The organism is uncultured Tateyamaria sp., from assembly GCF_947497045.1.
Lineage (GTDB): Bacteria > Pseudomonadota > Alphaproteobacteria > Rhodobacterales > Rhodobacteraceae > Tateyamaria.
The window spans coordinates 1-8,025 of record NZ_CANMEU010000025.1; the positions used below are offsets into that span (position 1 = coordinate 1).

The following is an 8,025-nucleotide window of genomic DNA, read 5'->3' on the forward strand; positions in this document are numbered from 1 at the left end:
GGCTCTCCATTGAGCGTCTTTCCTGCCCGATCAGTCAGGCCGACTGTGCTACCATTTGGCTCGAATGTGATCAGGTATTGGCCAAGCTGACCCTTATGGACAACGTAACCTTCGTTGGCCCAATGCACGCGCTTGCCGGCATCTAGGGCAGCTTTGATCTCGTCGATGGTCATGGGGTCGTCCTTTCGATCTCTTTGGGTGCCGGCTCACCGTCAAGACGGTTTTTTGGTGCTTCGCGGGGAAGACTGAAGTGATTTGCACGAAACCCCTCTTCGTAGACTGCAAGGATCTCTGATCCGAACAGAGGGCCATCGGGATCAAAGCTGTCGGGATCGAGCTGGCGTTGCGCATACTCGATCAGTCCGCAATGAACGCAGACCCGCATCGGGTGGCTTTGGCAATCGGGCCGCTTGTGGTGGAAGTATTTGGGGTCCCATTGAACGGCATGGTCGTGAGTACAGATGGCCTGCACACTGTCGGCCATGAGGGTAAATTCAGCCATGGCTTTGCGAACTTTGGCCCATGCGTCGATCAGGCCAATATGTGGAGGGGGGAATGCGTCTGGTTGGCTCATCGGGTCAATCCTTCCATTTTTGGGGTGTAGAGATGCAAAAGGCCCGGTCAGTTGACCGGGCCTTGCGTTTTGAAGACTAAAGTATTCGGGACGTTGTGGCGTTAGGGCCAGAGATCGTCCAGTTTGAACGTGATCGCATCAAATGGCGCAACGCAGACAGGATCATCGTCGCGCAGTGTGGCGATGGTCGTCCAGGCCCCGTCGTTGTTTTCGTAGGCGATGAGCGTGCGTTCATCGGGATCGACAAACCACATATGCTTCACGCCTGCGGCTGCGTAGATCTCGCTTTTGTCGATCTGATCCACCTTCCGGGTCGACGGTGAATGCACCTCGCAGACCCAATCAGGCACGATGTCGAACCATGCCGTCTCCGGGATCATGGGCATGGTGTCACGCCGCCACCCGGCAATGTCCGGCGCGAGTACATCCGTTCCGATGTGCAACTCAGGTTCATCAATGATCCACCAACCGCCTGGACCGTTGCGACCTTTGTTGAAAGCGCTGCCAATCTCGATCCCTAAGTTCGAATTCGCCACGGCATGTTTCGGCGCAGGCCGAGGATGCGTGTGCAAAGCGCCATAGATGATCTCAGCCGTCACATTGGGTGGGGCGTCGATGATATCCTGATAGGTGGCTTTGCCTTGCGGCCGCGTCATCTGGTTCATGTCAGATCTCATGATCTTTGGTTTCCTCTCATATAACAGGTCAGGTGGTAAATTTCCACGCCATGACACAAAGCCCACTTTTCCTTTGAAGATGGCGTGCCGCTATCGCCGGATCTGATCGTCGAACTCTCCCAAACGCCGCCACAGTGCGGTGGCAAGCACCCGATCCTGCTGACCCCGCTCCCGGTCCTTGTTGGAGTCTGCCGCCTTCTGCAAGTGATGATAGGCGGCACGACGATCTGCAATGCTGCGCCCATCGGGGTCTTCAGCGATGTCTCGGCATCGCAAGATGGAGATGAAGCGCCAATCGCTGTCTGTTTCGAACAGATCTTCGATCCGCGCGCCTGATCCGTCTGTCTTTGACAGCGGGAAGGGCAAGGCGCGCAGATCGACCTCGCCCTTGGCGTGGTTGTTCAGGAAGCCGAGCAGTCGGCTTGGGTCTCCTGGATATGGGGCGCAGTCCCAAGCGATGCGCAACGCCCGCCGCACCCGACGCGGCATCGCATCAAGCCGTCGGCGAGCCTCACGCCATTGGCGCGCCCGCGCGCTCCGGTCGCGAGTCTCCTGCGCGATCGCGGCAAAGGCTCTGTCGGCCATCACTTGATCCACGCTTGGCTGACGCGCGGCGATCTGATTGGCGAAGAGAGGCAGGGCCTCTCGCTCGCGTTTTTGCTTGCGGCGCAGGGCCGCGCGCTTGCGTTCCGTATCTTCGAACGGATGGCGGGGGCAAGGTTTGTAGCGCATATCTCCCCTCCCCTCAGGCCGCAGCGCGGGCAGGCGTCCGACCGCGCCCCACGATCTTGTCGAGGATCGCTTCGCTATCAACACCCTGACGGCCGCCAGGGACGAGCTGCGCAGCGTACCTTGGGCGATCAGGTCAGTGATGGATGCCAATGCGCTCAAAAATTACGTGTCGGTCAGAAATGAGAAGGTCTGTGTGTGGGATGCGCCGTCCATGATTTTGGTCCTCCGAGGCCATGGGATAAGTTCACATGGCAAAAGGCCCACTTTCCCTTTTTGGGATCGCGGGCCTTCGGTGGGGCAATGATGGGTGTGTGTTATGCCGCTGCAGCGATTGGGTCAGCCCGACCCTTCTCGGAGGCTTCCACCAGCCAGTCGCAAGCGCGCTGCGCATCAGCTGCGAGCTGGAAAATGGCGGTCTTGTCGCTGCGCAGCACGCGGAGCCAATTGTCGAGATATGCCGCATTCATTTCCAGCGTATGCGCCGTGAACCCCAGCTTCTGACCCAGGAAGCAGGAGGCCAGCTCGGCGACGATCTCTTCGCGCGCGTAGGCCGTGTTGCCAAATCGGGCATGGCCAAAGGAACGGTTCAGTCGGTGGCGTGCTTTTGTGGCGTGAGACATCTCGTGCGCCCAGACCCCGTAGAACGATCGTGGGTCTTCGAAGAGCTCGATCAGGGGCATGTAGACCTTGTCGACGGCTGGTATGTAATAGGCCTCCCGGCCGGTGAAGACCGTTGTGATGTCGATCGCATCGAAGAACGCCTGTATGTGCGGAATGGGCTTGGCAGGCGGATGGGCTGTCTCGGGCAAAGGGCTTGGGTGGAAACTCTCAGGCAGGCCCTCGATCTGATCGGCGTTGAACACGCGGTAGGATTTTTGAAAGCGGAACGCGCGGGCGGCTTCGCCATCGGTCTCATCACCGCTCGAGCTGCTCGCCTCCGCCGCCTCTTTTCGGCTCTGGCCATAGAAGACGACGAGGGCGGATTTTTCACCTTTGCGGATTTTTGCGTCCATCTCGTTCGCCTGGCGCATCGTCATCCAGTAGGGAGAGCTATATCCCGCAACCATTGTCCGCATCGTCAGCAGGAAGTTGTTCACGCCCTGATAGGGCTCGCCCGTGTGGCGCAGGGGCTGCGTGCTGCCTCCGGCTGTCCATGGCTTGCGCCACGGCAACACGCCGCGCTCAATGATGCGAATGAGTTCATTCGTAATGGCTTCGGAGGCGTCAAATTTTGGCTTTTGGGAGCGGGCCATGGCGGATGTCCTTTTCATGTCGATGTGTACGGAACGCGCTCGGGTCCAAATCCACGGGCCCGAATGCACATGACAAAAAGCCCGCTCTGCACTTTTATGGCAGAACGGGCTATTCAGTGTGGCGCAAACCTGTGTCGCAAGGCCGGGAGCTATCCCCCCTGCCCTGCAAAGAACTCGGCGAGCACAGCGCTGCCAGCCGCCTTGCCGGAACTCACAAGCGTCGATCCGGCAAGCGTGCCTTTCGACAAACGGGTCAGGCCACCGGTCTCGGCAATCCTGTAGCATCGGCGGCGCTTTCCGGAGCGCATGTAATGCGTTGCGGTCACGAGCTGGCACTCGGATCCATCTGTCAGTTTGACCGGACTGGCGAGGCGGATGGTGTCACCCTCCTCATAAGTCGGGATCTCGGCCCATTCGCGGCAGCGCTGGCGCCACGCATGGGCGTAGCTTTCCGGATCCTTCAGATTTGAGAGGTGTTTCAAAATGTTCAGAGGGGCTTGCGACATGACAGGCCCTGCGCTTTCCTACATGTCCTTATAGCCCCAACAGCCCTCATTGTAGCTGGTCAAGAACACCGCCGCGATGGTGATCGAGCCATCGGCATCGAGAACATATGTCTTATCCTCAAGCGGTGCAGCGTCACTGCCTATGATCTTGACAGCCGCGTACCAGGTTGTGCCCACCTTGCTTGCCTTGATGAGCTTGGTCTCGCGCAGGTCACTGGAATAGGTGCAGAGCTTTTCAATCTCGGCCCTTTCATCCACATAGGATTGAACGTGCCTGTCGGTGTAAAACGTCCAGCCCATGTCAGCGTCCACCGCCTTCATCGTCGGGTGCGCTGAGATCCATCAGAGTCCGAAATTGGATCTGGAGCGATCTCTGGCCAGCATCAAGCCCTTGTGCGTGACCCCGGTTATAGGCATCGGCCATCAATTGCAGAAGCGGTGTGGCAGCGGCTGCTTTGGCAGCAAATTCCGCTGGCAGATAGGCCTCGGTGCGGCCGTCTTGATCGACCAAGGACCAGCTTCCATCGCCGCCAGCGACGGTGTCGCATTCGTCTGTGTGTATCATCTGTGTCTCCATGATTTGCGACTGCACCGCCGGTGGCGACGGTGCAGTCTTGAGCAATTGATCAGGCCGCCTGATCCATCTCTGCGGGCTCGACGTGTCCGTCGCCGACCTCGTCGGCATCCTCATCCACGTCATTAACGTCTGCGGTCTGCATCATTGGCGGACACCAGCTCTCAACGGCCATGCGTTGTGAATCCGTCAGCGTCGCAAAGGGCTCTGCAAAGAGCTTGTCGAGAAACGCGACAATCTCTTTCTTGCTCGAGGACGCCAGCGTTACCGCCTCTTGCACGAGTCCGAGCTCTTTGCTCAGGATGTTCAACAGCCACGCCTTCTTGAAGCGATTGAACAGCGCCCCATTAGGCGCCCAATGCGCGCGGATGTCAGGCATGATTTCCTGCTCGAAGGCGTGCATCAGGCCGTCACGCTCGGGGTGACGTGCAAAACATGGCTGCGTCGTGCTTGCTGCCGTTGCATAGGCGACGAGTTTGGCTTTTTCTGCCTGGGCCAGCGCCCGGAAGGCTTCGAACTGCTCTGCTGGTGGGCGTGTATCATCCAACCAGTCGAGATCGAGCTTGTCATGGGCGGCGGCGACCTGCTCAAGCGACGTGCTGTCGATCTCGTCCATCTTCGCATGGGCGCGATACTCCTTCCGCGCATCCACCTTGATTGCATAGGTGATGGTCATACCGCTGTGCAGAACATCCGTGACCAGTTTGAACAAGGTCAGATCGAGCGTCGCCTCCGGGTTCATGGCCATTGCTGCACCAAGTGCCATCGCACGTTCGGTCTTGAAGTCGTCTTGCAAAGCCGCCGAATAGACGATCTCGTCGGAGGCGGGCTTATCGTCATTCCCCGCGGTGCTGTCCTCATTGCCCCCACCGGCGGCGCCAGGCTGAGCCACCCGATCTTCGGGACGGATCAAACCTACGTGCAAGGTGATCCGGTTGTTTGACCAGGAGGCCATCACCCCTGCCCGTTCAAGGATCTCGGTGCTGTAGGCTTCCTGCAGGTCGCGGATCTCGGTCTCGAGCGCGTCGACGCGATCATAGAGTGCGTCATTGGCGTCCTGCTCCATGTCGTCGTCTTCCATTTCTTTTTCGAGCGCTTCGATCTCTTCGGCGATTTCATCAGCGCGCGCCTGAGCCTCATCGTCCATATCAACTTGGCTTGGATATACGCGCCCATATGCGGACATCACCTCATGATCGTAGCTGACCGTTGCATCGGCCCAAGCAAACCCAAACTTCGCACGCGAATCCTCCGCGGCCTGCTGTAGTTTTTCCAACAAGATGGTTTCGACCAAAGCGGCATCTTCGAGGACCGAATGCTCCTCCAGAAGATCAGCCGCGATTGCGCCATCGCGGGCATCGTATTCCTCTCGCACGAGGACGCCGAGCTCATCACTCGCCTGAATGCCCCGGCGCTTCAAAGCCTGGCGCACGCTATAGGCGTTGAGATACCGATCTTCGCTTGTCAGCGCGTCAAAGACCTCTTTCTGCGCGTCCTGGCTGGGATGATCGGCAAAGGCTTTCATCGCATCAAGCGTAATGTCCTTGGCACGGGCCGCCGCGCGAATATCAGGATGGATCAGCCCGTAGCGCAGGCGCCCCTTCACCGCGGCCACGGTCGTGCCGAAGGTGGAGGCGATGGTTTCCGGTGTTTGCCCATCGACCTCCATCATCCGCGCAAAGGCCTCGAATTCATCAATGGCATTCATCGGCACTTGCGTGATGTTTTCAGCCAACGAGAGCGCGGTGGTGACGTCGCAGTCATCAGGCACCAGCCGGCAGTCGATGTTCGTTTTCTTCGTGAACTCTTTTACCGACTTGTCGGCGAGGAGTGCGAGGAGCGCCGCCTGGCGCCGACGCCCTGCGAGAACGCCGTATTTGCCGTCTTGCTCCTGCACCAACAGTGGTTGCAGAAGCCCGAGGGTGCCGATGCTCGCTTTGAGATGCGCGATTGCATCGGGCTCATATGTCTCGCCGGAATTGATGCGCACGTTGGCGGGGTGATCGACCAGATCAGCGATTGTCAGTGAAATGGAAGTGAATGCGTGTGTCATGTGATATCCTTCTCGGTGGTGTGACGCGCGCCGGTCCATGGCACGCAGATCCAATCCCCGTATCCAGGGATCACATAACAAAAGGCCCACTTTCCCTTTTCGGGGTGAGTGAGCCTTCCACGTGAGTTTGGGGTCCCTGCCCTACCAATCCCTCGCCATCATGACGGTCAAAACACGCATGGTGGTGTCAGTGTTCGCAGGGTCTTCAGCACCGTACCGAAATTCGGTGCCCGCTTCATAGAGATCCAATTTCCAGAACACCTTCTTTCCCCGCACATCGACGGTACCAAAGTCGTGCAGACCGTCCGGATCATTTTCCGGCTCGAAGTCGTCCATTGATCCGACGGCCTCCAAAGCAGATCGGACATACCCCTCGCCGCCTTCAATAATTGACGGTGTAACCACCAGTCGTCCGGGGATCGTATATCCGGGTTCGGTTCCGAGGCATGCGAGTTTACGGAAGGAATCGTTTTGAGCCGCAATTAGGGAGGTGTTTGGTTTTGATCCAGCATAGGCTGTTGTCGCACTATAGTTGGGCATGGGTTCATCCTTTCAAGACACTGTTGAAACCAACAGACCCAACGCCCTCTTTCTCTTTTGCCCTTTATCCTTGACCGGACCGACCGATTTTAGTCCCGCGATCTATAGAATGGCCACACAGCCTTTCTGACGTCTCCACCTGCCCTACCAGTCTTTTGAATGTTCCAGAGGTATCCGGCATAGAGCACCGCCGCGGCAGCAGGCAGAACCCCAAAGACCAGACCCCAACAAAATACAGAAAAACCTAAAGCCGCCTGAGTGAGTCTCATGTGTTGTCAGCCTTCCACACTGTACTTTTTTCGTCTCTGCTCGTTCTCACTTTAGAAGCTTCAAGGCGGGCAACGTCTCCAAGTACCAGTCGCTTAATAACTCGCTTCAGGCCTTCATAGGCCACCAAAGTGAACTTCCAGCAATTTAGAACCGTGACACATATGGCACTGGGAATTTTGAAGACCACACGTAGCTACCCTTCGTTGCGCCGGATGGTATGCCGCTCCAGTCGACGAGTATCATCAGGGTGTCCAAATCTTCTAAGCTCTCGATGTGGCATCAGGACTAAGCCTTTCTTAGGACGGACATGCTGAAACCTGCATTTGGTTACGACAGACAATTCGGATACTTATCTTAATCATTTTCACAATAGGAATTTTCGTAAGCCTTTGATATAAAACGTAAGTTCCCATATGCGGGCAGAAATTTTGCATCTCTGGCACCAAATCGAGCTCGATAGTCATTACAGCACTCAAATCTTCGGTGTTGAGGGTATTTTGGATGTGCGATCCCTATCGTCTTATGCTTAGCCGCTCAAAAACAGTGCGGTGCTAGTTGTCGGTCCGGAATTTCATATGATTCAAACTGCGGGTTAGTTCATCAAGATCTGATGCGTTTGGAAAATTGTCCGCGGACAATTTCGAGATTAAGCTACATTTCTTTGTGTTAAGGCCAACCGCCGTATGAGTCTCTCTGGGCTGAAACGAGTGCTTCTTGACCCTGTGGTTATCGAACAAAAATATGCACCGACTGTTTTGATTTTGTCGTGGTGTCCGTCATCAAATGGTTTGAGACAGATGGCGGTTTGACTTTGAGGAGTCGTCGCTCATCTGGGCTTAGTTAAGC

General features: G+C 56.9%; 7 protein-coding genes and 1 pseudogene. All 8 read right to left on the reverse strand.

What is annotated here, in order from left to right; genetic code table 11:
* Positions 1 to 169 precede the first annotated feature (169 nt).
* The 8 genes and pseudogenes from Q0859_RS21075 to Q0859_RS21110 all read right to left on the reverse strand — a co-directional run bounded on the left by Q0859_RS21075 (position 170) and on the right by Q0859_RS21110 (position 6,909).
* Positions 170 to 574 carry a hypothetical protein gene (locus tag Q0859_RS21075; RefSeq protein WP_299155062.1) on the reverse strand — a complete coding sequence of 135 codons (405 nt, stop codon included), beginning with the start codon at positions 572 to 574 and terminating at the stop codon, positions 170 to 172.
* A gap of 101 nt (positions 575 to 675) precedes the next feature.
* Complete coding sequence (locus Q0859_RS21080) at positions 676 to 1,251, reverse strand: Uma2 family endonuclease (protein ID WP_299155064.1); 576 nt, start codon at positions 1,249 to 1,251, stop codon at positions 676 to 678.
* 90 nt (positions 1,252 to 1,341) lie between these two features.
* A complete protein-coding gene (locus Q0859_RS21085; RefSeq protein ID WP_299155066.1) occupies positions 1,342 to 1,983 on the reverse strand; it encodes a hypothetical protein in 642 nt (213 codons plus the stop codon).
* Between the two features lie 314 nt (positions 1,984 to 2,297).
* Positions 2,298 to 3,236, reverse strand: a complete 939-nt coding sequence (locus tag Q0859_RS21090; RefSeq protein ID WP_299155068.1) for a zincin-like metallopeptidase domain-containing protein — start codon at positions 3,234 to 3,236, stop codon at positions 2,298 to 2,300.
* 149 nt (positions 3,237 to 3,385) lie between these two features.
* A pseudogene (locus Q0859_RS21095) lies at positions 3,386 to 4,042 on the reverse strand (hypothetical protein).
* Position 4,043: 1 nt separating this feature from the next.
* Positions 4,044 to 4,307 (reverse strand): hypothetical protein, encoded by a 264-nt coding sequence (locus Q0859_RS21100; protein ID WP_299155071.1) that lies wholly within the window; start codon positions 4,305 to 4,307, stop codon positions 4,044 to 4,046.
* 61 nt (positions 4,308 to 4,368) lie between these two features.
* On the reverse strand, positions 4,369 to 6,369 hold the full coding sequence (locus Q0859_RS21105) for a ParB N-terminal domain-containing protein (RefSeq protein ID WP_299155073.1): 2,001 nt from the start codon (positions 6,367 to 6,369) through the stop codon (positions 4,369 to 4,371).
* 141 nt (positions 6,370 to 6,510) lie between these two features.
* Entirely contained in the window at positions 6,511 to 6,909 is a 399-nt protein-coding gene (locus Q0859_RS21110) for a DUF3768 domain-containing protein (RefSeq protein WP_299155075.1), read from the reverse strand.
* Positions 6,910 to 8,025: the final 1,116 nt, after the last annotated feature.

What these genes read in the sequence shown, in the direction of transcription:
- Q0859_RS21075 (WP_299155062.1), bottom strand. Translation starts at nt 574, where the DNA reads ATGAGCCAACCAGACGCATTCCCCCCTCCACATATTGGCCTGATCGAC.
- Q0859_RS21080 (WP_299155064.1), bottom strand. Translation starts at nt 1,251, where the DNA reads ATGAGATCTGACATGAACCAGATGACGCGGCCGCAAGGCAAAGCCACC.
- Q0859_RS21085 (WP_299155066.1), bottom strand. Translation starts at nt 1,983, where the DNA reads ATGCGCTACAAACCTTGCCCCCGCCATCCGTTCGAAGATACGGAACGC.
- Q0859_RS21090 (WP_299155068.1), bottom strand. Translation starts at nt 3,236, where the DNA reads ATGGCCCGCTCCCAAAAGCCAAAATTTGACGCCTCCGAAGCCATTACG.
- Q0859_RS21100 (WP_299155071.1), bottom strand. Translation starts at nt 4,307, where the DNA reads ATGATACACACAGACGAATGCGACACCGTCGCTGGCGGCGATGGAAGC.
- Q0859_RS21105 (WP_299155073.1), bottom strand. Translation starts at nt 6,369, where the DNA reads ATGACACACGCATTCACTTCCATTTCACTGACAATCGCTGATCTGGTC.
- Q0859_RS21110 (WP_299155075.1), bottom strand. Translation starts at nt 6,909, where the DNA reads ATGCCCAACTATAGTGCGACAACAGCCTATGCTGGATCAAAACCAAAC.